Source organism: Alcaligenes sp. PF14, from assembly GCF_037150615.1.
GTDB lineage: Bacteria > Pseudomonadota > Gammaproteobacteria > Burkholderiales > Burkholderiaceae_B > Alcaligenes > Alcaligenes phenolicus.
In genome coordinates, this window is record NZ_JBAGRS010000006.1 from 243,164 (window position 1) to 266,289 (window position 23,126).

22 protein-coding genes are annotated in these 23,126 nt (G+C 56.4%); 13 read left to right on the top strand and 9 right to left on the bottom strand.

Going from position 1 to position 23,126, the window contains the following annotated elements; all coding sequences use genetic code 11:
* Positions 1 to 14 precede the first annotated feature (14 nt).
* Genes WFM49_RS14590 through WFM49_RS14610 form a run of 5 tightly spaced genes read left to right on the top strand, consistent with a single transcriptional unit; the run spans position 15 to position 3,837 of the window.
* A complete protein-coding gene (locus WFM49_RS14590) occupies positions 15 to 1,151 on the top strand; it encodes an ABC transporter permease (protein ID WP_009460199.1) in 1,137 nt (378 codons plus the stop codon).
* Positions 1,145 to 1,942, top strand: a complete 798-nt coding sequence (locus tag WFM49_RS14595; protein WP_009460197.1) for an ABC transporter ATP-binding protein — start codon at positions 1,145 to 1,147, stop codon at positions 1,940 to 1,942. The genes WFM49_RS14590 and WFM49_RS14595 overlap by 7 nt, the downstream gene beginning before the upstream one ends.
* On the top strand, positions 1,942 to 2,859 hold the full coding sequence (locus tag WFM49_RS14600; protein WP_035268619.1) for an MlaD family protein: 918 nt from the start codon (positions 1,942 to 1,944) through the stop codon (positions 2,857 to 2,859). Before WFM49_RS14595 ends, WFM49_RS14600 begins: the two co-directional genes overlap by 1 nt.
* The gene (locus WFM49_RS14605; RefSeq protein ID WP_336973967.1) at positions 2,856 to 3,491 is read left to right on the top strand and encodes an ABC-type transport auxiliary lipoprotein family protein; all 636 of its coding nucleotides are present in this window, start codon (positions 2,856 to 2,858) and stop codon (positions 3,489 to 3,491) included. Before WFM49_RS14600 ends, WFM49_RS14605 begins: the two co-directional genes overlap by 4 nt.
* A 4-nt stretch (positions 3,492 to 3,495) precedes the next feature.
* The gene (locus WFM49_RS14610) at positions 3,496 to 3,837 is read left to right on the top strand and encodes a hypothetical protein (protein ID WP_009460191.1); all 342 of its coding nucleotides are present in this window, start codon (positions 3,496 to 3,498) and stop codon (positions 3,835 to 3,837) included.
* A gap of 77 nt (positions 3,838 to 3,914) precedes the next feature.
* Here WFM49_RS14610 and WFM49_RS14615 read toward each other — a convergent pair whose 3' ends face one another.
* Positions 3,915 to 4,595, bottom strand: coding sequence for an HAD family hydrolase (locus tag WFM49_RS14615; RefSeq protein WP_009460180.1), 681 nt, complete (start codon positions 4,593 to 4,595; stop codon positions 3,915 to 3,917).
* 206 nt (positions 4,596 to 4,801) lie between these two features.
* Between WFM49_RS14615 and dctP the strand changes: the two genes are divergently transcribed.
* The 3 genes from dctP (at position 4,802) to WFM49_RS14630 (ending at position 7,758) form a co-directional block, all read left to right on the top strand.
* Positions 4,802 to 5,776, top strand: a complete 975-nt coding sequence (gene dctP / locus WFM49_RS14620) for a TRAP transporter substrate-binding protein DctP (RefSeq protein WP_009460179.1) — start codon at positions 4,802 to 4,804, stop codon at positions 5,774 to 5,776.
* 132 nt (positions 5,777 to 5,908) lie between these two features.
* On the top strand, positions 5,909 to 6,433 hold the full coding sequence (locus tag WFM49_RS14625) for a TRAP transporter small permease (protein WP_009460178.1): 525 nt from the start codon (positions 5,909 to 5,911) through the stop codon (positions 6,431 to 6,433).
* A gap of 2 nt (positions 6,434 to 6,435) precedes the next feature.
* Positions 6,436 to 7,758, top strand: a complete 1,323-nt coding sequence (locus tag WFM49_RS14630) for a TRAP transporter large permease (RefSeq protein WP_009460177.1) — start codon at positions 6,436 to 6,438, stop codon at positions 7,756 to 7,758.
* An 892-nt stretch (positions 7,759 to 8,650) separates the two neighbouring features.
* Here the strand turns inward: WFM49_RS14630 and WFM49_RS14635 are convergent.
* The 3 genes from WFM49_RS14635 to WFM49_RS14645 all read right to left on the bottom strand — a co-directional run bounded on the left by WFM49_RS14635 (position 8,651) and on the right by WFM49_RS14645 (position 11,751).
* Positions 8,651 to 8,785: a hypothetical protein gene (locus WFM49_RS14635; RefSeq protein ID WP_274984788.1), complete on the bottom strand. Its 135-nt coding sequence runs from the start codon at positions 8,783 to 8,785 to the stop codon at positions 8,651 to 8,653.
* Between the two features lie 167 nt (positions 8,786 to 8,952).
* Positions 8,953 to 10,113, bottom strand: a complete 1,161-nt coding sequence (locus WFM49_RS14640) for a thiolase family protein (protein ID WP_336973976.1) — start codon at positions 10,111 to 10,113, stop codon at positions 8,953 to 8,955.
* A 21-nt stretch (positions 10,114 to 10,134) separates the two neighbouring features.
* A complete protein-coding gene (locus tag WFM49_RS14645; protein WP_250756469.1) occupies positions 10,135 to 11,751 on the bottom strand; it encodes an ATP-dependent acyl-CoA ligase in 1,617 nt (538 codons plus the stop codon).
* Between the two features lie 356 nt (positions 11,752 to 12,107).
* Between WFM49_RS14645 and WFM49_RS14650 the strand changes: the two genes are divergently transcribed.
* The gene (locus WFM49_RS14650; RefSeq protein ID WP_031232798.1) at positions 12,108 to 13,064 is read left to right on the top strand and encodes a Bug family tripartite tricarboxylate transporter substrate binding protein; all 957 of its coding nucleotides are present in this window, start codon (positions 12,108 to 12,110) and stop codon (positions 13,062 to 13,064) included.
* 234 nt (positions 13,065 to 13,298) lie between these two features.
* Here WFM49_RS14650 and WFM49_RS14655 read toward each other — a convergent pair whose 3' ends face one another.
* Entirely contained in the window at positions 13,299 to 13,967 is a 669-nt protein-coding gene (locus WFM49_RS14655) for a GntR family transcriptional regulator (protein ID WP_009460173.1), read from the bottom strand.
* A gap of 147 nt (positions 13,968 to 14,114) precedes the next feature.
* On the opposite strand from WFM49_RS14655, the gene WFM49_RS14660 reads away from it, so the two are divergent.
* Both WFM49_RS14660 and WFM49_RS14665 read left to right on the top strand, forming a co-directional pair.
* Entirely contained in the window at positions 14,115 to 14,999 is an 885-nt protein-coding gene (locus WFM49_RS14660) for a LysR family transcriptional regulator (protein ID WP_026483813.1), read from the top strand.
* A 106-nt stretch (positions 15,000 to 15,105) separates the two neighbouring features.
* The gene (locus WFM49_RS14665; RefSeq protein WP_336973979.1) at positions 15,106 to 16,353 is read left to right on the top strand and encodes a D-amino acid dehydrogenase; all 1,248 of its coding nucleotides are present in this window, start codon (positions 15,106 to 15,108) and stop codon (positions 16,351 to 16,353) included.
* A gap of 193 nt (positions 16,354 to 16,546) precedes the next feature.
* Here WFM49_RS14665 and WFM49_RS14670 read toward each other — a convergent pair whose 3' ends face one another.
* A complete protein-coding gene (locus tag WFM49_RS14670; RefSeq protein WP_035268581.1) occupies positions 16,547 to 17,557 on the bottom strand; it encodes an acyltransferase in 1,011 nt (336 codons plus the stop codon).
* Positions 17,558 to 17,835: 278 nt separating this feature from the next.
* On the opposite strand from WFM49_RS14670, the gene rmuC reads away from it, so the two are divergent.
* Positions 17,836 to 19,203, top strand: coding sequence for a DNA recombination protein RmuC (gene rmuC, locus WFM49_RS14675; protein WP_336973984.1), 1,368 nt, complete (start codon positions 17,836 to 17,838; stop codon positions 19,201 to 19,203).
* A gap of 94 nt (positions 19,204 to 19,297) precedes the next feature.
* Here the strand turns inward: rmuC and WFM49_RS14680 are convergent, their stop codons facing one another.
* The 3 genes from WFM49_RS14680 to WFM49_RS14690 form a co-directional block, all read right to left on the bottom strand.
* Positions 19,298 to 19,582 (bottom strand): HigA family addiction module antitoxin, encoded by a 285-nt coding sequence (locus WFM49_RS14680; protein WP_250756473.1) that lies wholly within the window; start codon positions 19,580 to 19,582, stop codon positions 19,298 to 19,300.
* 9 nt (positions 19,583 to 19,591) lie between these two features.
* Positions 19,592 to 19,888 (bottom strand): type II toxin-antitoxin system RelE/ParE family toxin, encoded by a 297-nt coding sequence (locus WFM49_RS14685; protein ID WP_250756474.1) that lies wholly within the window; start codon positions 19,886 to 19,888, stop codon positions 19,592 to 19,594.
* A 134-nt stretch (positions 19,889 to 20,022) separates the two neighbouring features.
* Positions 20,023 to 22,572, bottom strand: coding sequence for an EAL domain-containing protein (locus tag WFM49_RS14690; protein WP_250756475.1), 2,550 nt, complete (start codon positions 22,570 to 22,572; stop codon positions 20,023 to 20,025).
* A 192-nt stretch (positions 22,573 to 22,764) separates the two neighbouring features.
* On the opposite strand from WFM49_RS14690, the gene WFM49_RS14695 reads away from it, so the two are divergent.
* Entirely contained in the window at positions 22,765 to 23,043 is a 279-nt protein-coding gene (locus tag WFM49_RS14695) for an acylphosphatase (protein ID WP_009460160.1), read from the top strand.
* The last annotated feature ends 83 nt before the right edge of the window (positions 23,044 to 23,126 follow it).

Sequence of the window (23,126 nt, forward strand, 5' to 3'; positions counted from 1 at the left end):
AAATCCATTAGACTATGCGCATGAATACGTCCGTGCCTCTGTATGTTCGTACAGATTCCTCCGGCCAGCTGCAATTGCTAGGCGATTGGTCCTTGCGTCACTACGAAGCGCTGCAAAGCAGTTTGCGCTCGCTCAGTGACAAGCAGGGCCGTTGGTCTTTGGATTTCAGCGAATTGAAGTCCCTTGACACCACGGGAGCTCAAGTTCTCTGTGAATGGCTGGGTGCCGAGCGTGTGCAGGCGGCGCTGGACAGTGCTCAAGGCTTGTCCAAAGAGCGCCATCAATTATTGCAAACCGTTGCCAAGGCGATGAGCCGCATGGACCATGAGCAGTTGGTTCCGGCGCGTTGGGGCATTACAGATTTGTTCGAGCGCGTGGGCCTGTCCATGGTCCATATTTCGCGCAATGTGCGCGAGCTGCTGGGCTTTATCGGCCTGACGCTGGAAACCCTGATTCTGAACATGCTGCGGCCCAGCCAGTGGCGCGTTACGTCGATTGTGGCGCAGCTGGAAGAGACGGCCTTTAACGCCGTCCCTATCGTGGCTTTGCTGACTTTCCTGGTGGGCGCGGTGATCGCGTTTCTGGGGGCGACGGTGCTGGCGGACTTTGGTGCCACCATTTACACCGTAAACCTGGTCGGCTTTTCCTTTTTGCGTGAATTTGCGGTGCTCTTGACTGCTATCCTGATGGCAGGTCGCACCGCCAGTGCCTTTACCGCGCAGATCGGCTCCATGAAAGCGAACGAGGAAATCGACGCTTTACGTGCCCAAGGCTTGAATCCCATGCTGATTCTGGTCATTCCGCGTGTACTGGCCATGTTGCTGGCCATGCCTATTTTGACTTTCGTGGGGATGGTGGCCGGGATCTTTGGCGGTGGGCTGGTCTGCGCCCTGATTCTGGATATTTCACCCACCATGTTCATCAATATCTTCAATCAGGATATTGATTTGCGGCACTTTGTGCTGGGCATGGCCAAAGCCCCGATCTTTGCCTTTTTGATTGCCGTCATCGGTTGTCAGGAAGGTTTCAAAGTGACCGGTAGTGCGCAGTCCGTGGGTGAACATACGACCTCGGCAGTGGTGCAGTCCATCTTTATCGTGATCCTGATTGATGCGCTGGCAGCACTGTTTTTCATGGAGATGGGATGGTAGAGGCCACCGCTCGTCCCATTATTCAAGTACGTGACCTGGATAATCGCTTTGGCGATCACGTCGTGCACGAGCATCTGGATATGGATGTGTATCCCGGTGAAATCGTGGGCGTGGTGGGCGGCTCCGGCACGGGCAAGTCCGTGCTGCTGCGCTCCATTCTGGGATTGCGCCCACCTACTGGCGGCACAGTACGCATTTTTGATCAGGAAATAGGCACGCTGTCACCCGAAGCCCGTTCGCGGCTGGAGCGTCGTTTAGGCGTGCTGTTCCAGCAAGGGGCTTTATTCTCCTCGCTGACGGTGGTGGAAAACATTGCCATGCCCCTGATCGAGCATATTGGCTTGTCCCGGTCTTCTGCAGAACATATCGCTGCCATGAAAATGTCTCTGGCGGGTTTGCCGGCCAACGCGGCCACCAAATATCCGGCAGAGCTGTCCGGTGGCATGATCAAGCGTGCCGCTCTGGCACGTGCTCTGGCGCTGGACCCGGAAATTCTGTTTCTGGACGAACCCACTGCCGGGCTGGACCCGGTCGGTGCGGGGGATTTTGACCAGCTTATTTTGACCTTGCGCGATGCGCTGGGATTGACCGTGTTTCTGGTTACACACGATCTGGATACGCTCTACACCATTTGTGATCGAGTGGCCGTGCTGGCGCAAAAGCGTGTGCTGGTTAACGACACATTGGCGCGCGTAGAGCAAGTTGATAACGACTGGATCCGGGAGTATTTCCACGGTCCACGGGGACGGGCCGCCGAACAGGCCCAAAACCGTCGTCAGGAGCATAGTTAATGGAACCGCGTGCCCATCATGTATTGATCGGGGTCTTTACCTTGGTAGTGGCTGTGGCTGCTGTCCTGTTCTCGCTTTGGCTGGCCAAGGCGGGGCAAGATGCCGAGACCCGCGATTACGATATTGTCTTTCTGGAAGGTGTGCGTGGTCTGTCTCGTGGCAGCGCCGTGCAGTACAACGGCTTGCGGGTTGGTGAGGTACGCTCGCTGCGCCTGGACCCGAACGACTTGCAGCGTGTGCGTGCGCAAGTGTCAATTCAGGCCGCCATCCCTATTCACGAAGATACCCAGGCTCGCCTGGCACTGGCTGGCATTACCGGCCAATCCGTGATCGAACTTAGCGGGGGGACACCGAACAGCCCCTTGCTGGAAGCCACCGGCGATAACCTGCCCATGATCGTGGCTTCGCCTTCCCCTCTGGCTCAGTTGATGGCCGGTGGTGAAGAGTTGATGACGCAAATTTCCAAGCTGCTGGAAAACGCCAATACCTTCTTGTCGTCCGAGAACTCCAAGTCCCTGTCCGCCAGTTTGCAAAAGCTGGAAGCCTTGATGGGCCAGCTCTCGACCGCTAGCGAAGGCGTGCCATCCTTGGTCAAGGAGTTGTCCCAGGCCAGCCAGCAAGCCACCACCTTGCTGTCGTCTACACAAGGTCTGGTAGACCGCCAGGGCACGCAAGCCATGAATGCCATCCAGAAATCCATGGAGGATTTCAGCCGTGCCACACAAAGCTTGAACAAGCTGTTGGAGCAGAATTCGGCCGCTATTGGCCGGGGTGCTCAGGGTCTGACCGAGATCGAACCCGCCTTGCGTGAATTGCGTCAGGTGCTGGCCGGTTTCCGTGCCGTCACCTCCCGTCTGGAAGATAATCCAGCCGGCTACCTTTTGGGTCGCGACAAATTACAGGAGTTCACACCATGATGCCCACTGTTGTGCGTCTTTTCTTGCAGATATCGCTAGTCGGTCTGGCCGTCTTGTCCACCGCCTGTTCGGTCCTGCCTCAGGCCGAATCCCTGACGTATTATCAGCTTCCCGCTACCAGTTTGAAGGCCCAGCAAGCGCCCGCTTCGCATAAGAGCCTGATTATTCAGGTGAACCGGCCCCACGCCGAGCGCCTGCTGGCCAGCTCGCGCATTACGGTTCTGCCTCAAGGTAACGAGCTAAGTGCCTACAAAGGCGTACGCTGGGGCGACGATGTGCCCGCCTTGTTGCGTAATCGACTGGCCGATGCCTTGCGTGACTCGGCTCAGTTCCGGGCGGTGGTGCTGGATACCGAATCTGTCATCGCTGATGTGGAAGTGGGCGGGACGTTGGGAGCTTTTCAGGTCGAATATATTCAGGGCGCCCCACGGGTACGGATTCAGTTTGATGCGTTAGTGCGCGATCAGCGCTCGGGCCAGTTGATTCAGACCCGTCGCTTTGTCGCTCAACAGGATGTTGTCGGCACGGCCGTGCCACAGGTGGTTGAAGCATTTGGGCAGGCCACGGATGCCTTGTCCTTGCAGGTCAGCCAATGGTTAGCTTCTTTAACGGTCCAGGCTAATACTCTTTAATGACATGTACGAGTCACGTGATGAGCCCCTGATTACGGGGTGGCAATTTGCCAAGCGCCTGTTGGCGCATGCCCTTATCGGCATTGTTTTCGTGGCCTTTTCTCTGATGCTGGGTGCATTGGGCCATATGTGGTTTGAAGAGAATGTGCACTGGCACGATGCCGCCTTGAATGCGGCCATGATGGTCGGTGGGCTGGGGCCGATGGCCTTGCCTGAAACATGGGCTGGCAAGGTGTTCTTTGCCATTTATGGCGCGTATATCAGTCTGGTACTGGCCGCGACTTTTGGTCTGATTATTGCCCCTGTGCTGCATAGAATCTTGCACACCTTCCATCTGGAAGACTAAGCAACAGAAAAAAGGCCCCGCTCTACGCTTTTCGGTTTGCTGCCGCCTGAGGGGGCTTTCTATTGCCTGGCTATGAATCAGCCTTGTACCCGTTCCTGCTCCAACTTGGCGATCAAAGCGGGTAGCTCGTCCATGCGGCGGAAGGTGTCACGCACACCCAGGCGGCGCAAATCCTCCTCCTTATCAGGAACCGGGCAGTAGCCCAGCACCGTGGCGCCTGCGGCCAGGCCTGCACTTGCGCCAGTCACGCTGTCTTCCACGACCAGGCATTGTTGCGGGTCAACGCCCAGCCCTTGAGCGGCGGCCAGATAGACATCCGGGTATGGCTTGTTGCGTGGCGTTTCAGCGCCGCTATAGATATGGGTGCCGAAGTAATCCAGCAAGCCGGTCTGGCCTAATTGCAGCACCAATTTGGCGCGGTCTGCGCCAGACGCGCAGGCAATCATGCCGGGCTTGTCGCGCAGGATCGCATCCAGCGTGTCCTGAATACCGGGAATGGCCATGACTTCATTGGTTAGGGCGTGGTTGCGGCGCATGCGAAAGGCCATCACCCATTCCATGTCCAGATCTTTACCTGTCATCTTGCGCACGGTGGGCAGCTCATCGGGTAGCGCCTTGCCAATGAACCAGTCATAGCACTGCTCATAAGTCATCACCCAGCCTTCCTCTTGCAACATATCCCGCAGTACACGAACCGTGATTGGTTCGCTGTCTACCAGCACACCGTCACAATCAAACAGCACAGCGGAAAATGTCATGGGTAATACCTTTTAAGCCAACAAAACTAGAAGTCTGTGATGATACAGCAGGCCGTCCGCATACAGAATTCAGGTGCAATATCGGCGCCAGACCTTATGGGCCCGTAGCGCGCTTAGTGAAAACCCCGACTTATAAATAATTGATTATTGATATATTTATATCTAAACTAAAATTTCATAACAAACCTTTCTGCGGAAGTTCCGTCATGGTGAATAAAACAACTCGGGTGGTGGCAGCGGCCTTGCTGGCTTTGGGAATGGCTGGCGCGCAGGCAGCGGAAGTAACGCTGAAAGCGGTATCTGTCTTTACGATGGACACCTTCTTTACCAAGCGCTTCAAACAGTTTGTGGACAAGGTCAACGCAGAAGGCAAGGGCCTGGTGCAGATCAACGTGATTGGTGGTCCAGAGGCCATTCCTCCTTTCGAGGTAGGTAACGCGCTACGTTCCGGCGTGATTGATTTTGCCAATACCACAGCCGTATTCCACGCCAATCTGGTGCCTGAAGCATTGGCTTTGACGCTGACAGAAAAACCCATGAGCGAGCTGCGTCAGAACGGCGGCTACGAGCTGATGGACAAGATTCACCGCGAGAAAGCCAACATCACCTGGCTGGCTCGTACGACAGATGGTTTGCAATACCACATCTATACCAACAAGCCTGTGACCTCGGCAGACCTGTCGGGCTTCAAGCTGCGTGGCGTGCCTGTGTACCTGTCCTTCTTCCGCGAAATTGGCGCAACGCCGCTGCAGATTCCACCGGGCGAGGTCTACACCGCGCTGGAGCGCGGCGTGGTGGACGGCTATGGCTGGCCTTCCGTAGGCGTGATGGAAATGGGCTGGCATGAAAAGACCAAATACCGTGTCGAGCCAGGCTTCTACAACGTGGAAGTGGGTTTCTTCATGAACCAGAAGAGTTGGGAAAAACTGGACGAAGACCAGAAAGCCTTCATGCGCAAGCAAATCGAGTGGATGGAGTCGCAGAACGTGACAGAACACCAGATGGCAATTGATGAAAAAGCGGCTACCGAACAAGCCGGTGTGCAAGCCTTGGTTCTGGAACCTGACGTAGCTCGTGCCTTGCGTACCAAGGCTTACGAAGCAGGCTGGGCCGGTATCGATAAATCCAGCCCCAAATACGCCGCGCAACTGCGCGAACTGTTTGGTGGTTATCAGCCTTAAACAAGATTGCTGATTACGTAGTTTTTGACAGTGGACATTGCGCCCTTGGGGACAGTGTCCACTTTTTGATGGTGCCATACGGGCGGCAAGATGCCCGCTCTTTCAGTGACTTTGATCTGCGGAGAAGACGCGATGTCTGCTGCAACTGCCCCGGAAGGCCAGCCTTCCAACACGACCTGGGGGCGTCCTTACGCTCTGTTAATGAACGCTTGCGGAGCCGTTGCGGCGCTGACTTTCGGGCTGATGAGCCTGCTGGTTTGTGCCGACGTGGTGCTGCGCAACCTGGGTTACGACGCGCTGTCCACCAGCGTGGAAGTAACCGAATACATGCTGATCATTGCCACCTTCGTGGCAGCGCCGTGGGTGCTGTACCTGGGCGGCCATATCCGTATCGACGTGCTGTTCAACAATCTGCCCACGTTTGTCCAGCGCTTGCTGGACCTGATCTCCAATCTGCTAGGTCTGGTGGTTTGTGGTGTGTTGGCCTGGCAATGTGCCGTCGTCGCTCTGGATGCTCACGAGCAAGGAGCCATGGTATTTAAAGCCCTGGTGTTCCCGGAGTGGTGGCTGAATCTGCCTTTGCTGTTTGGTGCATCCATGCTGGCGCTGGAATTCCTGCGCCGCCTGATTTCCCGTCCTGTTGAGCAAGGAGTCTGAGCATGGAATGGCACATGGCCTTGATCCTGCTGCTGGGATCACTTTTTCTCTTGATGGCCATCGGCACACCGGTGGTCTTTGCCTTCCTGTCCGTGAACTTGCTGGGCGCGTGGCTGTTTCTGGGTGAAGCGGCTGGTTTGGCCCAATGGGCGCGTAACACCACCGCCTCTATTGGCAGCTTTTCCTTAACGCCCATCCCATTATTCGTCCTGATGGGCGAGGTGTTGTTCCACACCGGATTGGCCTTCAAAGCTATCGACTCCATCGAGCGCATGATCTCGCGCGTGCCGGGCAAACTGTCCATCGTCAGTATTTTGGGCGGTACGACCTTCGCTACATTGTCGGGTTCGTCCATTGCCAACACCGCCATGATGGGCGGCGTGATGCTGCCAGAAATGCTGCGTCGCGGCTATCACCCCACCATGGCCATGGGACCCATCATGGCGGTAGGCGGTATCGCCATGCTGATCCCACCTTCGGCTCTGGCCGTCATGCTAGGTAGCCTGGCGGGCATCTCCATTGAACGACTACTGATTGGCGGCATCCTGCCCGGCATGTTGATGGCAGCAGGCTTCCTGGCCTACGTGGTCGTGCGCAGCCGCCTGCGTCCGCAAGACGCGCCCATGAGCGACGAAGATCCAGCCACTCGCCTGAAAGGCTGGGCCTTGTGGAAACCCTTCGTGTTCAACGTCGTGCCATTGCTGGGTATCTTTATTGCGGTGGTTGGCTCGATGCTGGCCGGTTGGGCATCGCCCACTGAATCGGCCGCGATCGGCGTCGTGGCTTCGGTGATCGCCACCATCGCCTACCGTGCCCTGACCCTGAAAGCACTGTGGAAGAGCCTGATCGAAACTGCCAAAGTGTCGGTTGTGATCCTGTTCATCCTGGCCGCCTCCACCACCTTCGCCCAGCTGCTGAGCTTTTCTGGAGCTAGCGCAGGCTTCCTGGGCATGATCAAAGACTACGACCTGTCGCCCTTCGTGCTGGTTATCTGCATGCTCCTGGTGCTGCTGGTCATGGGCATGGTGTTGGACCAAATCTCCATGATGATGATCGCTTTGCCCTTCTTCATGCCCCTGGCCCTAGCCGCAGGTGTGGATACCGTCTGGCTGGGTGTCATGATCCTGATCGCACTGGAAATTGGCCTGCTGACCCCACCGTTCGGCCTGCTGCTGATCGTGATGCAAAGCGTGGCCCCGCCATCTATCCGCTTGCCCCACATCTACAGCGCCGCCGTGCCTTTCCTGGTCATAGAAGTCGGCATCCTGGCCCTGGTCTTGTTCGTTCCCTGGATTGCCGTGGGCCTGCCAGGACTGATCGGCTAAGACAGAGCAGGCAGTCTGAAAGCGGGACAATAAGGATGTTGTCCCGCGAAGAAAGCTGGAGTCTGGAAAAGCTTTCCAAACTAAAAAACCTCAGTTCGGCAGATGCCAAACTGAGGTTTTTTTATGCTCGATAGTGCTGACCATTTTTTGCCGCCTATTTATGTGCAGCAAAGTGATTGATGTGGAAGCGGCGCATAAAAACTTAAATGATTTTTCTGCCTGTTGCTGAGGTCGATTCTGGAGCCGAGCAGGACGCAGGCAGTGTGTGTATCGACAGCGTTCAAGTCAGTTTTTAAGGCTTAAGCGCATAAGCCGCTACGTTTTTAACCTGTGTAGTAAAGCGCACTCAGACATTGGCAAGTACGGGCTTAGGACAGTGACTGTTTACTCCCATCTTTCCAAGCAATTCCTTTCATCCAGCAGCTCCACGATCAACCTTTACTACGATCAGCGATCCCGTTAAGAACACTAAGTCGGAGCATTCAAATCCCGATCAGCAATCGTCCGATAAAAGATGCTGTGAGCTGATTGAGGGGCTGTCCCGGTGTTGGGGCGGATCAGGTGACTTGCCGCCGGCAGATAATTGCGCAGGGGTGCAAGCACCTTGCTGTTTGAGTCCGACGTTTGTGGTTTGTCCGGGGGACAAACCACCGGACGAGTTCAAGGTGCGCCCGTAGCGATTATCTGACCAGGGCACCGGCGCATAGCGCCGGCAGTTGCCAGCCCCAACACCGGGACAGCCCCTTAATCAGCGTCTTATAGCCACCTTCTTCATCGCGTCGAACAGTGGTTGACTCCAAACCTTGAGTCACCCTGATCTCTAAACTCTGGGCATCTAAACCCAACCCCATCCAATCGAGCCATTCCAAAGAAAGCAGTTGAGAAACTGCCTTTACTCTCGCACAGGATCAGCATAGATCCCGCCATCCCGCAAAGCCAAAGCGACCTTATCCCCTCGCTGGACAGCCTCATCCAGCACACGAGCAATCAACACCGGCCCCGCATCGCTGGCAACCGTAGCCAGCATATACACCCCAGTCTCCTCGCCAGAGATGGCACTACGCGTCAATTCTGTGACCACACCAGACGCACACCCCTCAGCCAGAAACTCATCCCCATGACACCTCGGACACAAGAACCGCGCCGGAAACATCCGATGATCACACTGCACACAACGAAATACAGAAGGGCTCATCACAAGGCCTCCAAAACAAGCGCGGTCGAACACATGCCATAGCGATACTCCACCATGCCGTATCCCGTGACCAAACCGTAACGAGCCTGCGCCACCTGACGCTCCCCCGCCTGACCGCTCAACTGACGCATCACCTCCACCAGTCCATGCAGACTGCAAGCAGCCCCGGCCTGCCCAGCCGACAATTGCCCGCCAGAGGTATTCAAAGGCACACGTCCCGTTGCAATCGACTCGTGAATAAACTGCTTCGCGTTATCAGCCCGAAAGAAGCCCAAATCCTGCAATTGAGCCAGAACCATGACGGGGTAGTCATCATAAATACTGAGGACATCCATATCAGCCGGACTCAGCCCCGAGTCCGCCCACAAAGCCGGAGCCAAAGCCGCCAAACCCGTGCTCAAGCCATCGCCTTGCTGATCATCAATATTATGAAAGCTGCGTAAAGCCTTTACCGTAATCGCAGGCTGATTCTGCGCCGCCGGATGATCCGCGCGCATCACAATCAAGGCATTGGCTCCATCCACCACCGGCACACAATCCAGTCGCGTCAAAGGATCTGCCACTTGAGGCGCATTCAAATAATCATCCAGACTCATGGGACTGCGATACGCAGCACCCGGATTCATGCTGGCCCATAGCCGCTGGCGCATGACCAGAGCTGCGTAGTCCTCTCGCTCCAAACCCAGCTTGCGCATTTGATTCGCCGTCAGCATGGCAAAGCGATGATTCGGGCTGCCCGCGCTCAAAGGCCGCAAATGATCGTAAGTTGTCTGGTTATAGTTTTCGACCAGTTGCTGGAAGTCCTTGGCCTGAAAATGATCCCCGGCCACAATCGCAATACAGCGGGCATCACCCGCCTGTACCGCACGAATAGCGTGCTGCAGAATATTAAGACCACTGGCGCCGCCATTGCTGTCATCCATAATCCAGCCTACCTTCAAGCCCAGCTTCCAGGCCAGATCAATAGCCCGATCCGGTGCATGGGTAAAGGAGGCTACCCCCAGACCATCAATGTCGCTGGCCTTCAGACCTGCTGCGGCAAGAGACTGCTTGAAAGCCTGGGCCAGCAGCTCGGAGGTGCCAAGTTGACCACGCCGGGTGTAGGTGACCTCGGTTGCGCCCAGCAGGCGCACCGTGTCCAGATTGAAATTAGGCGTCATATTGAATTCCTGTGGCAGCCGTCAGCGGCGAACCTGATAGCCTGCTTTTTCTCTATCCCAGGTGTTGGGACCAATGCCGCGATCACGTAGGGCAAACTTCTGAATCTTGCCATTTTCCGTGGTGGGCAAGACTTGGGCAAACTCAATAAAGCGCGGTACGGCAAAGTAAGGCAGACGGCGCTCGCAATGCTGTAGCAGCTCCTCGCAGCTGACCGTGCAATCCGGACGCAACACAATCATGGCCATGACCTCATCTTCGGCCAGCTCGGACTTGGCGGCATAGACAGCAACCGTATGGACCGCAGGATGGCTGGCCAAAGCCTGCTCGACTTCGTAGGAGGAAATGTTCTCACCACGACGACGAATCATGTCCTTCAGGCGGTCCACAAAGCGGTAGTAACCATCCGCATCGCGCACGACGCGGTCACCCGTGTGGAACCACAGGTTTTTCCAGGTTTCGACTGTCTTGTCCGGTTGACCGTAGTATCCCAGCGCGAAGGCGTAGGGTTCATCGGCGCGCAGTAACAGTTCGCCCACTTCACCGTCTGGCAAGGGATTGTCGTGCTCATCCACGACCAGAGCCTCAAAACCTTCCGACACACGGCCCATATAGCCATTGCGCTGTTCCTGAATGCCACGGCCCATGACATAGTTAGTCTCGGTAGAACCAAAGCCATCCAGCAGATGCATGCGGCAGCGCTCCAGAAACTGGCTATGAAACTGCTCGGGAACACCCGGGCCTAATGCTATGCGCGTCTTGTGCAGCTTCTCTGCCGCCGTCTCAGGTTTGGACAGCAAGATAGGCACCATTGCGCCTAGCAGATAGGTAATCGTGGCGCCGGTTTCATACAGATTGTCAAAGAAACGGCTGGCCGAGAAACGCTTGTCCACCACCATGCAGGCGTCGCTGACCAGAGCCTGGAAAAACGTGTTCAAGGCATTGGTGTGGAACATGGGCAGGCAGGTGTACAGCACATCATCGGGCTTCATGCCCAGCTTGCTGGCAGTGTAAATGCCCCACCAGTAGAACTGGGCGTGCGGGCACTGAACGCCTTTGGAAGGGCCCGAGGTGCCGGAGGTGTACAGAATGGCCAGCGTATCGCCGGGGCCTATATCGGCAGGCTCGCAGTAATCGCCCAAAGCAGGCAGATCGCAGGTGCTCACCGCCAGTGTTTGTGCCGCTTCCTGGCCTTGAATCAACCAGGCTTGCTGGACGGCGGTAGCGCCAAGGTCCACATCGGCCAGCAGCGGCGTCAGATCCGTTTCCACTACCAGCAAACTGGCTTGGCTATTGCACAAGATGTGCTGCAACTGCGCCCCGCGCGAGGCCGTATTGATAGGCACCACAATCGCGCCCAGCCAGCCGCAACCCAGAACCATATCCAGGAATTCGTGGCGGTTGGTGCACAGCAAGGCAACACGGTCGCCACGTTTGATACCGGCACGGCTCAATCGGCTGGCACTGGCAGCGGCCCTGTGCAAGGTTTGCTGGCCGGTGTAGTGAGTGTTGCGGTCTGAAAACAGCGGAGCATCACCCATGCGCTCTGCGCGCAGGCGCAACAGGGCGGGTACCGTGCGTTGCGTGGCAGGTATTGAAAACAGCGGCAATTCAGAAGCAGGAATGGAATGGGCGTGCATGATCTATCTGTCTCCCGGCCAACGCGCGATCAAGGCGGCAAGCCGATATGCATGGGTGAAATTACTAATATCCTGCAAACAGTATACTGCAATATATTATTTTGAAATTCCTGTCCTTCACCGGAAAAACCCGAAGTAGCAGAGCTCACCAGGCAGTGGTATTTCGCGCAAACCAGGGGCGGAGCAAGGACAGAAAAGGGGGCGTTTTGCAGGCCGGAGCAGGATAGCCAGCAAGACGGTTGATCAGGTTTATGGACGACAGTTGATCAGCAACAAACAGGCCAGGCTCACGTGTTTGAGCCAATGTGCTTCACAATGACTTTGAATAAGCCCACAGGGGCAACGGGGATAGAACAATGAAGGTATGGCTTAAATTAGCAACGTGTTGTGCGCTGATGTTGGGTGCACAGGTCCATGCTCAAAACAAGAATGTGACGCTGGTTGTGCCTTACCCACCGGGCGGTGCGGCTGACCAGTTGGCGCGGGTGATTTCTCAGGAAATGGGCACACGCTTTGATCAGAAAGTCATTGTGGAAAACCGCCCGGGTGCGGGTGCCCAGGTTGCCATGAACGTGGTGAAAAACGCCAACCCCAGCTCCTTGGGTACGGTGTTGTTCCTGGCCGATAGCGGTGCTTACTCCTTGAACCGCCACCTGTACCAACGTCTGAATTACGACGTGGCTACCGACCTGATCCCCATGACGCTGGCTGCCAAGGCGCCGGTGTTCCTGCTGGTCAATAAAGACAGCCCCTTCAAGACGGTTCAGGATCTGGTGGCTGCAGGGCAGAAGCAGGAGCTGACATACGGTTCGCCTGGTATGGGTACGGGCACTCATCTTTTGGGCGAGATGCTGCGCAAAGAAACCGGCGCTCGTCTGGTGCACGTGCCTTACAAGGGCGCAGGCCCCGCTTTGATTGATGCCGTCAGCGGCCAGATCGACTTTATCTTTGACGTGCTGACTGGCAGCCGTGGCTTCCTGGAAGATGGCCGCCTGCGCGCCATTGCCGCTGCGACAACCGAGCGCAGCCCTTTGCGTCCAGACGTGCCTACGATTGCCGAAGCCGGTATCCCCAATGTGGCATTTACCATCTGGTGGGGTATTTCGGCCAAAGCCGGTACGCCTGACGAGGACGTAGCCCGCCTGACCGAGCAACTGACGGCTGTCCTGAAAGAGGATGCAGTGGTCAAGAAATTCGTGGACTTCGGCATTCAGATCGAGCCTTCCACTCCCAAAGAGTTTGCTGATCTGATCGAGCACGATGCTCAGGCCATGGGACCAACCATCAAGGCCCTGGAAATCACGCTGGACTAAAAGACGTGATGGCTTGAAGAAAAAAGGCGCTACGGCGCCTTTTTTTGTTGTGCGTGGGCTGTTCCGGAACCAAGAGGGGACGCTGTCTTCAGCACACAAGGCAATTGCTTGGGCTGATGGGCTAAACCTTGTATATGGGTTACAGCCGGGGCTTTATATTGCCGGTGCTTAAGCAGGAAGCATCGGCGGCGGCAATCACAGCCTGCCTTGCAGCTTCCTGCTTATGCTGAATTATCAAGCCAGCAGCTCCGCCTGCTTGAGGCAGTAAGCCGAGCAGCAAATGACCAGATTTTCCATAATCAGATGAGCTGCCTGCTCTTCCTGACGCTCACTGAAGGCCTGACAAATCCCCTTGGCCCGCTGCATGGTTTCCAGACGGAATTGAGGGTCTTGCAAGCAGGCAATCCGGGCCTGATCGGCCTGGTCATGCAGACGCGCCATCGTATCGACCAGCTGCTTGTTGGGCACCATGCTGATCCAGGCGCTGCGGAACGCCCAGTTGGCCTGAATATTGTCGATGGGATCGCCTTGCTGATGGGTAGCTTCAATACGGCTCAAGGCCTGTTCCATGGCCTGCATGCCCACTCTGCTTTGATTGACGCAAGCCAGCTTGGCGGCAGGCGGTTCCAGCAACAGGCGTACCGAGAAAATATCTTCAATATCCTGGGCGGTGTAGACCCGCAATACAAAACCGCGCGATGTTCCTTCCAGCACCCCTTCGTTTTTCAGTTGCAGCAAGGCTTCGCGCACCGGCATGCGCGAGACATTCAAGCTGGCGGCAATTTCGTTATCCACCAGCCGCACATCAAAACCGATTTTGCCCAAGGCAATGTCCTGGCGCAGCATGCCGTAGACTTGTTCACGGATATTGGGTTCGCGTTTTTTATAAGGATTGGCAGCCATAAGCTCGCCCGGCGCCTGGCGCACGGCAAAAGACTCAAAGGGCTATAGGATACCAAGTAAGCACCGGGGACTGACGCGTTTTATGTCAGGCCAAGTTGCAGGATAATACCTTGTTTTCAGACCAGCACGCAGCAGGAGGGCCAGTCGATGCGGTGGCGGCATGTAGAAATTTTTGATGCGATTTGCCGTGGCGGCTCGTTGACGCAGGCCGCGCAACTGTTGCATATCTCTCAGCCTGCGGCCAGCAAAATGTTGGCGACTGCAGAAATGCAGCTGGGCTTTCGATTGTTCGACCGTGTGCGCGGTCGCCTGATCCCGACGCGTGAGGCCAGCATTCTGGCTCCCTACGTTGCGCGTCTGCATCAGAATCTGGATGACGTCAGCCGCTTGGCGCGTAATCTGCGCTCCCACCATGAAGGCTTGTGGCGTATTGGCAGCAGCCCGGCTTTTGGTCTGGAGCTATTGCCGGTGGCCTTGAGCCGTTGTCGTCGGGCTCACCCGGCCATGAGTTTCGAGCTGCGCACACACCACAGCGGGGAGCTCTTGCAAGCTCTGGAGACGCGCGACCTGGATATGGTGATGAGCTTTGATCAGGGCGAGTCTTCCGGTGTGCAACAGCAGGTGCTGGCCCATACCGAACTGGTGCACGTTACCTTGCCGGGCGTTGCACCCTTACGCCATTGGGAGGAGATGGCCGAGCGTGCTTTCATCGCTTTGGACGCTGACGATCCCGTTGGCGCGATGGTGGAGGATCTGCTGCAAAGCTATGTCCCCGATGTTGCCCCCTTCATGCGTGTGCAGACCCATTACGTGGCTTGTGGCCTGGTTTTACAACAGGTGGGCGAGGCCCTGGTGGATCTGGTTACGGCCCGAGCCATGCAAGGCCGAGGCCTTGCCATACACCGCTTGCCCGAGCCTTTGCCGATTCCGGTCAGCATTTTGACGGCTCACGACGATGCCGGTTCTGGCTCGCGTGAACGTGTGTTGGACCACATCCGGCAGGCTCTGCTGGAATGCCGTTTTCCGGATTGAGTAGAACGCTGATTCCATAACCCAGGGTTATGGAGTGCGCCAACTATTCATTGGCGCTCTGCAGCGACCCCCAAGACAATAGAGGCCAGTTATTGGGGGTATTTCCATGCATGTATGTATTATCGGCGCCGGTGTCATTGGGATGAGCACCGCGTTCATGTTGCGCCAGAAAGGGGTGAAGGTCACGGTACTGGAAGCCGGTTCGCAAGTAGCCGGACAGACCAGCTTTGCCAACGGCGGACAACTGAGCTACAGCTATGTGGCCCCCCTGGCCGATCCCGGTGTGTTCAAGGATTTGCCACGCTGGTTATTGAATAAAGACTCGCCCCTGCGCTTCAAGCCTGCGTTGAGCCCGCAGCAGTGGCGTTGGCTGCTGCATTTTCTGAAAGCTTGCCGAGGCGATGTGGTGCGCCGTACCACCGCGCAGATGTTGACCTTGTCCTATCTGAGCCGCGATATCCTGCACGACTGGCAAGAGCGCTTCAATCTGGAGTTTGCCCATCAAAACAATGGCAAATTGATTGTGTTCCGCAGCCCTGGCCCGTTCCAGCATGCGCGTGAACAGGCGCAATTGCAGGCGGATATGGGATCGTCACAACAAGTGCTGGAAGCGGCCCAAGTGCTGGAGCTGGAACCTTCTTTGCAGGCGTTGGGCTTGCGCTTGCAGGGTGCGATTTACACGCCTAGCGAAGAAGCGGGCGACGCTTATCTGTTTTCCGTGGCCTTGCACGAGCGCATGCAAAACGACAGCGACTACCAGTTGAAGCTGAACACGCCGGTGCAGCGCTTTGTAATGGAAGGGCGCGATATCCGTGCGGTGCAAACCGCTGAAGGCGAGATTCAGGCGGATCAGTTTGTTGTTGCCAGCGGGATGGGTACGGTGCCTTTACTGCGTCAGCTGGGTGGCCGTCCTCTGATCTACCCGCTGAAGGGCTATAGTTTGAGCCTCCCCTTGGAAGGCTTGAATCAGGCCGTGCCGGCTATCAGCGTGACCGACTACGAACAGCGCATTGTGTATGCCCGTTTGGGTGAAGTGCTGCGTATGGCCGCGATGGTAGACATTGGTTTTGATGGCCTGGATATTCCCGCTGCCCGTATGGCAACTTTGAAGCAACAGGTGAAGGATCTGTTCCCTGGCCTGCCGCTGGAGCAGGCGCAGACCTGGGCCGGTTTGCGTCCTGCTACGCCTTCGGGCAAGCCCGTTGTGGGGGGCAGCAGGCTGGCCGGTCGCTTGTGGGTGAATGCAGGCCACGGCGCATTGGGCTTCACCTTGGCTTGCGGCAGCGCGGCGATTCTGGCGGCTCACCTGACAGGCGAGGCTTCGCCTATTGATGATGCCCCATTTCGTCCTTAAGCCTTGAAGTAAATGACGGGTCCCTGGCGATCAATGGTTAGTGGCCGGTCATGAGCTGGGGGGGGGGCTGAGCGTGCGTATGGAATGATTCGTGCCGCCAAGCTTGCTGCTCATAGTCAGTAGCGATGGTTACACGCTTGTAGATGGGCAAGTTTCCTCTTGGAAGCCTGCTCATTTTTTTCAAGTTTTGCTCTTATACCGTCGCTCGTAAGCCTGGCATGGCTTTGAAGCCCGCCGTCAACAATAGAGATAGGCCATAAATCGCTACCGCCAGCACCGGAATCGACCACAGCGCATTGAAATCCAGTGCCGTGAACAGGTAGCGGTACATCAGGTCGATCAGCCAGGGGTGGATCAAATACACCCCCAAGGTCAGCTCCGCCAGATGGGCGCTGATACGCGAATTGATCAAAGGCTGATCCCAGTCACGCAGCAGCAGAATCAGCGCGATGGACATGGGGATGACGGTGATGCTCAGGTAATCATAAAAGTACGCACCCGTTTGTCTATCGTGCGTGATAGCCAGTGCATAAAAGCCCCAGGCCGTTGCCACGATACTGCCCAGCAGCACCGTGATAGTCAGCCAGCGGGGCACATTCACCGGTACTTTGCGCAGCAGATAACCGAGCAGGAAATAGGGCAGATAGGACAGGAACCAGGTAAAGAAGGGCGCAGAGTGGGTGTTCAAGTCCGGATTGCTGAGGGTGCTAAGGGCGGACAGCACAAAGGCCGCTCCGGTCAGCGCAGCCAGCTGCTTCAAGTTGGTGTTCTGGACCATGCGACGCAAAAAGGGCGTAAACAGGTACAGGAACACAATCATGTACAGAAACCAGAGATGGAAATAAGGCCGACCCTGTAGCAGCCGCTCCAGATAGGGATAGGGGTCCGCGTCCGGCGTCCACCAATGCTGCTTGAAGGCCGTCCAGCCCAAGTAGAAAGCGGTCCAGAACAGCAGCGGAAGCAAGACGCGCGATGCTCGCTTCCGATAGAACAGCTTCATGCCTTCCTGGGGACGAGGCTCGAGCAAGAGTGCGCCGCTGACCATGACGAATACCGGCACACACCAGCGGGTGGCGGCATCGTAAAGGTTGCCACTCCACCAGTTGGCGGTGCCCAACTCGGCGTTCAGGACGGCATAGGCGGCGATATGCAGGCAGACGACAGAGAAAATCGCCACGATCCGTGCATTGCTGATCCAGTTCATGACAAGACAGAAAAATCAGAGACCTCCCCATCCTAACGAGCAGACGTTTCTGATTTGTCCCCCAAATACGGGATTTAGCGTCCAGTTTTATCTGGATGTGACTGTATGGCTGAAGGTGGTATGTGAATGCGGATTGGATGAAATCATCCCGCTCCCTTTCGAGAGAGACTGTAAAAGGGTGTATAAATTACCAGCGTTATACGGTTAAATAGCAGGCTTAGCCAGACAGACCCGCCAGGGCATTCCTGAGCGGGCGGTGCTGGGCAGGAGTACGGTGGATGGAGCTGGATTTGAGGGGCTTGGAGGTGCTGATTGCCCTGGTCACCTTGGCGCTGGGTTTGCTGATCGGGCTGTGGCTGAGGGCGCGCATGAGGGCGCCTGTCGAGCAGGCCTTGGCGGATCGCTGCGCACGTCTGGAACAAGACTTGGCCCATGCACAGGAGCAGACTCAGGATGCGCAGGATAGGGCAGTGGAGCTGGACAAAGAGCTGATACGCCGCGATGCCCAGTTGCAGGCTCAGGAGAGGCGCAATCAGGCCATACAAGAGGACCTGGAGCATAGCCGCGAGCAGATGCGTTTGCAGTTCGAGTCTTTGGCCCAGCAGATTCTGGAGGCTAAAGGACAGACCCTGCGTCAGGATAGTCAGCGCACTTTGGATGAAATGCTGCGACCATTCCGGGAGCAATTGGCAGGATTCCAGCTGCGTGTGAATCAAGTGCACGATGAATCCGTCAAAGGCCAGACTGCCTTGAGTCTGGAGCTGCAGCGCATGCAGGAAATGGGTCTGCGCATGAGTGCCGAGGCTCACTCCCTGGCGGTGGCGCTGAAGGGCGACAAAAAGACTACTGGCAACTGGGGTGAAACTCAGCTGGAAAAAACGCTGGAAGTGGCCGGTTTGGTACGAGGTGTCCACTTTGACACACAATGGCAGGCCCGCGACGAGCAAGGCCGCTTGCGATACCCTGACTTCGTGGTGCACCTGCCTCAGGACAAGCATCTGGTGCTCGATTGCAAAGTATCCCTGGTGGATTACGACCGCGCTATTCGCGCTGAGACTGACGAGGAACGTCAACAAAGCCTGCAAGCGCATGTGCAAGCGCTACGCAATCATATTGATGATCTGGCCTCCAAGGATTACAGCGCCTTGGCAGGCTTGAACAGCCCCGGCTTCGTGTTCATGTACGTGCCCATTGAAGCGGCCTATATGCAGGCTTTGCAGCATCATCATGGCCTGTTTGACTACGGCCTGGGCAAGAACGTCCTGATGGTCTCGCACACAACCTTGCTGCCTATTTTGCGTACCGTAGCCAATATCTGGATGATGGTGCGCAGCAACGAGCAAGCCCATGAATTAAGTCAGCGCGCAGGTGATATCTACAACCAGGTATCCATCCTGGCCGAGCGCCTGAAAAAGCTGGGCGAAACCCTGGGGCAGGCGGGCAAACACTACAACAGCACGGTGACTGCACTGGCCGGCCAGCAAGGCTTGTACGGCAAAGTCAGCCGCTTTGCCGAGCTCTCGGCCAGGGCTAAACGCACTCAACCTGGCATTGAGCCCTTGCATACGGATATAGAGCACGAGCGTCTGGATTGGGTCTTGCCGGAAGAGGCCGCGCCTGCTCAGGACAAAGAGCCGGATGCTTGATGTGAGAGAAGCAGGCTTGATGATATTGGGCAGATATCAGGCTGACAAAGCATATGGCTTACAGCGATTTACTTCCTATTTTGCTCGTCGTGGCTCAGGCATGGGCGGGGCCATGGAAGGACAGCACTTTGGGCCTTGGTTTTTGTTCTGCCTGCCACAGATCGTAGTGGGACTGCATATTGATCCACATCTCGGCGCTGGTTCCAAGCGCGTCGCGCAGACGTAAGGCCATGTCTGCCGAAATACCGGCAGAACCATTGAGGATGCGCGATAAGGCTGCACGCGTTACGCCAAGACGGGATGCCGCCTCTGTGACACTGAGTTCGCCCAAGTATTCCCGCAAGACTGGGCCGGGGTGGGATGGGTTGTGCATACGCATAGTGTTTTCCTAGTGATAGTCCTGGTAGTCCACCAAAACAGCGTCTTCGCCTTCAAAGTAAAAGGTTAGACGCCAGTTCCCGCTAACCGATATTGTGTAGTGATCTTGTACAGATTGGCCTTTGGGGTTTTTGCCCGATAACTTGTGGAGCTTCCATCCGGGGGCGTTCATATCTTCCGCTTGAGTAGCAGCGTGCAGGGCTGTTAGCTGAATCTGGAGGCGGACAGCATGCTTGGCTTGAATGCCGGATTTGGAGCCGGTTTCAAAGTAAGCCTGAAGACCCTTGTGTCGGAAGCTCTTAATCATTTGTATAGTGTATATGATCGCTATACGATATGCAAATATTGACGTTATTCTTGTCCTATTTGCTGTTTCGCCTGGGGTTGAGTTTTTGAACTGGCTGAGGGGCGTTGAGGCTGGTTTAGTGCGGTCGATGGCTTTTATGGTTGAGCGCCATCATCCTGCTCAATAAGCTCCAGCCACTGCTCCACCAATTGCGGTGCACTGAACAGATAGCCTTGCAGCGCATGGCAGCCGCGACGCAGCAGGAATTCTTTTTGCTGCTCGTTCTCCACGCCCTCGGCCACGACATGCAGGCCTAGCTGTCTTGCCATTGCCAGCACCGTGCGCACAATGGCGTTGGCTTCCTGTTCCATGGGTACGCCCAGGATCAGGCTGCGGTCCATTTTCAGCTCATACAGAGGCAGGCGGCGGATGGCGGCCAGGTTGGAATAGCCAGTGCCAAAGTCGTCCATGGAAAAGCGGATACCCAGGTCTTTCAGCTCGCGCATCATGGAGTTGGCGGAGGAAAAGTCTTCCATCAGCACGCCCTCGGTGATTTCAAAGATCAGGCGATGGGCCGGTGCGCCGCTGGTTTCCAGGATCTGGCGTGTACGGCGGGCAAAGTCAGGGCGGCGGAATTGAATCGGGCTGACGTTGATGGAAATGGGGAAGCTGCATTCCTGGGTCTGCAGCAGCAGATCACAGACGGATGCCATGATCCAGTCGCCCAAGGGGGTGATCAAGTCCGTGCTTTCGGCCAGCGGAATGAACAGGTTGGGTGTCAGCATGCCGCGTGTCGGGTGCAGCCAGCGCAGCAGCACTTCGGCCCCGCTGATGCGGTTTTGCTTGTCGTACTGGGATTGGACAAACAGGCGCAACTGATCCGAACCAATAGCAAATCGCAGGTCGTGCTGCAGGCTCAGGTGTTCTTCAAGCGCCTCTTGCATGCCAGGTTCGTACAAGGTGATCTGGTTGCGGCCATTCTCCTTGGAGCGATACATGGCGGTGTCGGCCTGACGCATCAAGTCTTCAGAGGTCAGCGTACTGTCGGTAATCAGCGCCAGGCCGATACTGCTGCTACTCAGGTAGGAGTGGCCTTCGATACTGTAGGGCTCTTCCAGACGGGTGCGTACCAGTTCAGCAAATTCCAGTGCTTCTTTGTAGCAGTCGCGCACAGTGCCGGGATGCAGGATTTTCAGGATGACGAATTCGTCTCCGCCCAGGCGGGCCACGATGTCCTGGGGATCAATCATCAAGGACAAGCGGCGCGCGACTTTGCGCAGCAAGGCATCGCCAATCGCGTGCCCTCGTGCATCGTTAATGTGCTTGAAGCGGTCCAGATCCAGGAAGTACAGCGCACCGGGTCGTTTGTACGGCTCTATGGTCTGCAGGTGACGTTCCAGACGCTGCAGCAGCAGGCGGCGGTTGGGCAGCTCGGTGAGCGGGTCATAGAAAGCCAGCCGGTAGTTCTCTGACTGCGTGGCTTTCAGGGCCGAGATATTCGTGGAGATACAGTACAGACTGGTCTGCCGGGTCTCGGGGTCTTTGACCGGCATTTTGATGGAAAAGAATGTCGCGCGTATATCGCCTTTCCGGTCGCGTACCACTTCTTCCACGGCCAGGCGTTCACCGCTGTACAGCACCTGCTCGTCGTTATGGCGGAACTCGTTAATAGTTTGTTTGTTGGCGTACAAATCCTGGTCGGTTTTGCCCACAATGCTGACGGTCGTGTAGTTCAGGTCTTCGCACAGCTTGCGGTTGGCGTACTGATAACGAAACTGATCGTCCTTGATGTAGACGTACGCATCAATCGCATCCAGTACCGTATGCAGATGGTGCTCGGTACGGACCAGTTTCTTGCGTTGACGACGCAGGCCAATGCGCATCAGGGTGACGGTCAGCAGGGCAATGGTCAGCAAGACACCCAGTGTCAGCAAGGCGGGGATAATCCAGGGCTTGGTCGGTTTCTCGATCAGGCGCAGGCCCCATTGGTTCAGTGTTTCTGTGTAAAACGGGTCGTTATTGTCTTGCCATTGCTTGATGTGAGTATCAATGGCGGCCAGCAGGTCCAGGTGGCGGTCCTTGGCCGTGACAAAGTAGGTATTGGTTGGCTCCAGCCGGATGGGGGCGGTTTTCAGGCCATGCTCGCCCGCATGGCGCACTCCAAATAAATGGCCGACTACGGCGGCGTCGGCCTGTTTGCTTTGGACCAGTTTCAGGGCATTGTATTGGGAGTCAGTAATGACCAGCCTGGAACCCAACTCCAGTTTCTGCAAAATATTGTAGAGCTGGGTTAGTTGCAGGGTGCCGCTCATGACAGCAATGCGCTTGCCATTCAAGTCGTTCAGAGCACCGATATGGGTGGTTTTACCTGTGAAGATCTGGGACCAGTCCTCCAGCACGGCGCGACTGTGAAAGCTGTACAGGGCGGCGCGCTCAGGGGAATAAGCCAGGCCGGGCACAATGTCCAGCAAGTCATTTTGCAGGGCATTCAAGCATTGCTGCCAGTCGCATTGCACGGCTTCCAGAGTCCAGCCTTCACGCTTGGCAATCTCCAGCAGGAGTTCGCCCATGATGCCGCCGGGCCTGGCTTGGCTGTCCAGCAGCAGTTTGGGTGGGTTTTCGTAAATACCCACGCGCACAATATGCTGCTGGGAATGCGGTGCAGCATGGGCGGCGGGGGCGACGAAACCCAGAGTGGCCAGCATGCCTAGCACGTACATTGCCCTGCGCAGCGATAGAGTAAAAAGGCGGGGCAAATTCATAGGGTAGAGGCTGCACAAAGCAGGTAATCGGGGGCGGGTGCGGTCATGCAACAATGATGCGACTAATTTAACTGAATATTGAGATGCGGGGCGGATGCTGCCACATTTCGGGCACAAATAGCAGGGAGCAGGCTAATGGCGGATTGTGAAACGGTAGAAGTGTGTGTTAAAGGCCGGGTGCAGGGGGTGGGGTTTCGGGCAAGTGCGCTGCGCCATGCTCATCTATACGGCGTCAAAGGTTGGGTCAGTAACGCGGCCAATGGGTCGGTTGAATTGGTGTTGCAGGGCAGTACGGATGCGATTGACCAGATGGTTAGCTGGCTGCATATTGGCCCTGAACAGGCCCAGGTCGAGCAGGTAGATATCCAGCGTTCTTACACAGACAAACGCTACGATTTTTTTGATATACGTTAGCGCGGCAGCGTTGACGGCAGAAGCTGGTGGGGCGCATTTCACCGACAAACAAGTGATTACGTGTCGGATAGTTTGCGGGCAAA

What these genes read in the sequence shown, in the direction of transcription:
- WFM49_RS14590 (WP_009460199.1), top strand. Translation starts at nt 15, where the DNA reads ATGCGCATGAATACGTCCGTGCCTCTGTATGTTCGTACAGATTCCTCC.
- WFM49_RS14595 (WP_009460197.1), top strand. Translation starts at nt 1,145, where the DNA reads ATGGTAGAGGCCACCGCTCGTCCCATTATTCAAGTACGTGACCTGGAT.
- WFM49_RS14600 (WP_035268619.1), top strand. Translation starts at nt 1,942, where the DNA reads ATGGAACCGCGTGCCCATCATGTATTGATCGGGGTCTTTACCTTGGTA.
- WFM49_RS14605 (WP_336973967.1), top strand. Translation starts at nt 2,856, where the DNA reads ATGATGCCCACTGTTGTGCGTCTTTTCTTGCAGATATCGCTAGTCGGT.
- WFM49_RS14610 (WP_009460191.1), top strand. Translation starts at nt 3,496, where the DNA reads ATGTACGAGTCACGTGATGAGCCCCTGATTACGGGGTGGCAATTTGCC.
- WFM49_RS14615 (WP_009460180.1), bottom strand. Translation starts at nt 4,595, where the DNA reads ATGACATTTTCCGCTGTGCTGTTTGATTGTGACGGTGTGCTGGTAGAC.
- dctP (WP_009460179.1), top strand. Translation starts at nt 4,802, where the DNA reads ATGGTGAATAAAACAACTCGGGTGGTGGCAGCGGCCTTGCTGGCTTTG.
- WFM49_RS14625 (WP_009460178.1), top strand. Translation starts at nt 5,909, where the DNA reads ATGTCTGCTGCAACTGCCCCGGAAGGCCAGCCTTCCAACACGACCTGG.
- WFM49_RS14630 (WP_009460177.1), top strand. Translation starts at nt 6,436, where the DNA reads ATGGAATGGCACATGGCCTTGATCCTGCTGCTGGGATCACTTTTTCTC.
- WFM49_RS14635 (WP_274984788.1), bottom strand. Translation starts at nt 8,785, where the DNA reads ATGCTGGCTACGGTTGCCAGCGATGCGGGGCCGGTGTTGATTGCTCGT.
- WFM49_RS14640 (WP_336973976.1), bottom strand. Translation starts at nt 10,113, where the DNA reads ATGACGCCTAATTTCAATCTGGACACGGTGCGCCTGCTGGGCGCAACC.
- WFM49_RS14645 (WP_250756469.1), bottom strand. Translation starts at nt 11,751, where the DNA reads ATGCACGCCCATTCCATTCCTGCTTCTGAATTGCCGCTGTTTTCAATA.
- WFM49_RS14650 (WP_031232798.1), top strand. Translation starts at nt 12,108, where the DNA reads ATGAAGGTATGGCTTAAATTAGCAACGTGTTGTGCGCTGATGTTGGGT.
- WFM49_RS14655 (WP_009460173.1), bottom strand. Translation starts at nt 13,967, where the DNA reads ATGGCTGCCAATCCTTATAAAAAACGCGAACCCAATATCCGTGAACAA.
- WFM49_RS14660 (WP_026483813.1), top strand. Translation starts at nt 14,115, where the DNA reads ATGCGGTGGCGGCATGTAGAAATTTTTGATGCGATTTGCCGTGGCGGC.
- WFM49_RS14665 (WP_336973979.1), top strand. Translation starts at nt 15,106, where the DNA reads ATGCATGTATGTATTATCGGCGCCGGTGTCATTGGGATGAGCACCGCG.
- WFM49_RS14670 (WP_035268581.1), bottom strand. Translation starts at nt 17,557, where the DNA reads ATGAACTGGATCAGCAATGCACGGATCGTGGCGATTTTCTCTGTCGTC.
- rmuC (WP_336973984.1), top strand. Translation starts at nt 17,836, where the DNA reads ATGGAGCTGGATTTGAGGGGCTTGGAGGTGCTGATTGCCCTGGTCACC.
- WFM49_RS14680 (WP_250756473.1), bottom strand. Translation starts at nt 19,582, where the DNA reads ATGCGTATGCACAACCCATCCCACCCCGGCCCAGTCTTGCGGGAATAC.
- WFM49_RS14685 (WP_250756474.1), bottom strand. Translation starts at nt 19,888, where the DNA reads ATGATTAAGAGCTTCCGACACAAGGGTCTTCAGGCTTACTTTGAAACC.
- WFM49_RS14690 (WP_250756475.1), bottom strand. Translation starts at nt 22,572, where the DNA reads ATGCTGGCCACTCTGGGTTTCGTCGCCCCCGCCGCCCATGCTGCACCG.
- WFM49_RS14695 (WP_009460160.1), top strand. Translation starts at nt 22,765, where the DNA reads ATGGCGGATTGTGAAACGGTAGAAGTGTGTGTTAAAGGCCGGGTGCAG.